At 72.2% G+C, this 2216-nt stretch carries 4 protein-coding genes; 2 read left to right on the top strand and 2 right to left on the bottom strand.

The window, feature by feature from the left end; genetic code table 11:
• Window positions 1-192: 192 nt before the first annotated feature.
• A complete protein-coding gene (locus tag MFF42_RS25720; RefSeq protein WP_238258800.1) occupies window positions 193-375 on the bottom strand; it encodes a hypothetical protein in 183 nt (60 codons plus the stop codon).
• 218 nt (window positions 376-593) lie between these two features.
• On the opposite strand from MFF42_RS25720, the gene ccmA reads away from it, so the two are divergent.
• Both ccmA and ccmB read left to right on the top strand, forming a co-directional pair.
• Window positions 594-1241, top strand: a complete 648-nt coding sequence (gene ccmA, locus MFF42_RS25715) for a heme ABC exporter ATP-binding protein CcmA (RefSeq protein WP_238258799.1) — start codon at window positions 594-596, stop codon at window positions 1239-1241.
• Window positions 1238-1906 carry a heme exporter protein CcmB gene (gene ccmB, locus MFF42_RS25710; protein WP_238258798.1) on the top strand — a complete coding sequence of 223 codons (669 nt, stop codon included), beginning with the start codon at window positions 1238-1240 and terminating at the stop codon, window positions 1904-1906. The genes ccmA and ccmB overlap by 4 nt, the downstream gene beginning before the upstream one ends.
• 18 nt (window positions 1907-1924) lie before the next feature.
• On the opposite strand, the gene MFF42_RS25705 is transcribed toward ccmB, so the two are convergent.
• On the bottom strand, window positions 1925-2194 hold the full coding sequence (locus MFF42_RS25705; protein ID WP_238258797.1) for a hypothetical protein: 270 nt from the start codon (window positions 2192-2194) through the stop codon (window positions 1925-1927).
• Between the last annotated feature and the right edge of the window lie 22 nt (window positions 2195-2216).

Genomic DNA, 2216 nt, shown 5'->3' with positions numbered 1-2216 from the left:
AACTCCCGGCGCCGGGAGGCCCGCGAATGACACTCAGGATGGTGCGCGAGGGGCGGTTTGGACGCCCTTGAATGATCGCGCGGCGCAGCCTGGGCCGGTCTATAGAACGTTTCGAAATAGGCCGCTACTGGCCCGATGACACAGGCGCGCGACTGACAGTCCCGCCTTGTCGGCCCTGCAGAAATGACGGGATCAGCCTTTGCCGGCGAACACGTAGCAGCGGCGCACCGCCGCCCGGAACGCGTCGCGCCGATCCGCCGAGAGCCGCGCCAGCCGGGCTTCGAGCTGCTCGCGTCCGGCCAGAGCGGCCGGTTCGCGGGCCGCATCCTCCTCGGTCAGGCGGGGCGGAGCCCGCGGGGACGGCTCGGCATCCATGGGGTGCATCCTTCGCGGCCACCGGTCGGCCTCCTGGAGTCAATGCACCGAGGACGCGCACGGTTCGCGCGGCGCCGAACGATCGGCTATAGGCCGCCGACCACCGGCTCGCGGACGCGATCCGGACGCGAACCGCCCCTCGTGTCGAGGGAGACCGATCAGCCCTCTTAGGGACGACGACGAGACGTGCGGACTTTCCCCTCACCCAAGGCCGATCCGTGCGGTTGATCGTCGAGACTCTCGCCTGCCGCCGCTCGGGACGCCGGATCTTCGCCGGGCTCTCGTTTGCCGTCGGCCCCGGCGAGGGGCTCATGGTGACCGGGCGCAACGGGGCGGGGAAGTCGAGCCTGCTGACGATGCTGGCCGGGCGCCTCAAGCCCGATGCCGGCTCGATCCGCGCCGAGGACATCGGCGAGGCCACCCTGCCGGAATGCCTCCACGTGGTCGGGCACCGGGACGGGCTGAAGTCGGCGCTGACGGCGGCGGAGAATCTCGAATTCGCCCGCGACCTTCTCGGCAATCCCGCCGCCTCGCCGACGGAGGCCCTGGAGGCGATGGGCCTGCCGCACGTGGCGCGGCTGCCGGTCGGCTACCTGTCGGCGGGGCAGCGGCGCCGGGTCGCGCTGGCACGGCTCCTCGTCTGCCGCCGGCCGCTCTGGCTTCTCGACGAGCCGACCGCCGCCCTCGATCTCGCCTCGCAGGGCGTCCTGGCCGGCCTCATGCGGCGCCACCGGGCTGAAGGAGGCCTCGTCGTCGCCGCGACCCACCAAGCCCTCGGCCTGGAGGACGCGCGCGAGCTGCGCATCGGACCCGCCCTGTCCACAGCCGCTCCCGAGGAAGCGCTCGAATCGGAGGACTGGCTATGATCCGCGCCTTCTCGGCCCTGCTCGCGCGCGACCTGAAGCTCGCCGCCCGGGTCGGCGGCTCGGGGGCGCTGTCGCTCGTCTTCTTCCTGATGATCGTGGTGCTGGTGCCCTTCGCCCTGGGGCCGGACCTGAACCTGCTCTCGCGGATCGGCCCGGCGATCCTGTGGCTCTCGGCCGTGCTCGCCACCCTGATCGGACTCGACCGGTTGTTTCAGTCGGACGAGGAGGACGGTTCCCTCGACCTGATGACCGGCGCCGCCGTGCCGCTGGAGATGGTGGTGCTGGCGAAGGTCCTCGCCTCCTGGCTCACCACCGGCCTGCCGCTGGCCCTCGCCTCGCCGCTGTTCGGATTGCTGGTGGCGCTCTCGCCGACGGCCATGGGAGCCACGGCCCTGACGCTCGCTTTGGGCACGCCGGCCCTGGCCTTCATCGGCGCCGTCGGCGCGGCGCTGACGGCCACCATCCGCCGCGGCGGCCTGATCCTGGCGATCGTCGTGCTGCCGCTGATGATCCCGACGCTGATCTTCGGCGTCTCGGCGGCGGAGGCCGCGCTCGGCGGCACGGTGCCCTTCACGACCCCGCTCGCGGTGCTGGCCGCCCTGAGCCTGATCGCGGGGGTGGTCGGGACCCTGGCCGCCGCCGCGGCGCTGCGCTGGTCGGAGTGACCCGAAGGCTGCCGCGAGCTACTTGTCGCAGCCGATGCAGATTCCGGTGTCGATCTTGTCGTTCTTCCGCTCCATGGCGGTTTCCCGGTCGGGGTTGTTCGAGTCCCGCTCCCGGCGCGCGCCTCCGCCCCCGGCCGGCGGCATGGTGCGTCCGACGGCCGAGGTGTTCGGCGCGTAGATGGTGGATGCCGGATCGCCGCCGGTGCCGGTCTGAGCCGGTGCCTGGGCGAAGGCGGGGGCGGCGAGGACGGCCGTGAGGGCCGCAGCGGAAAAGAGACGTGCGATCATCGGTGAACTCCCTAGGAGTTCC

The sequence above is a fragment of the Methylorubrum podarium genome, assembly GCF_022179745.1.
Taxonomy (GTDB): Bacteria; Pseudomonadota; Alphaproteobacteria; order Rhizobiales; family Beijerinckiaceae; genus Methylobacterium; species Methylobacterium podarium.
The sequence above is the reverse complement of the archived record's forward strand: the minus strand, read 5'-3'. Positions and strand labels throughout refer to the sequence as shown.

Excerpts from the sequence above, each read along its gene's own strand:
- MFF42_RS25720 (WP_238258800.1), bottom strand. The coding sequence starts at position 375 with ATGGATGCCGAGCCGTCCCCGCGGGCTCCGCCCCGCCTGACCGAGGAG.
- MFF42_RS25705 (WP_238258797.1), bottom strand. The coding sequence starts at position 2,194 with ATGATCGCACGTCTCTTTTCCGCTGCGGCCCTCACGGCCGTCCTCGCC.
- ccmB (WP_238258798.1), top strand. The coding sequence starts at position 1,238 with ATGATCCGCGCCTTCTCGGCCCTGCTCGCGCGCGACCTGAAGCTCGCC.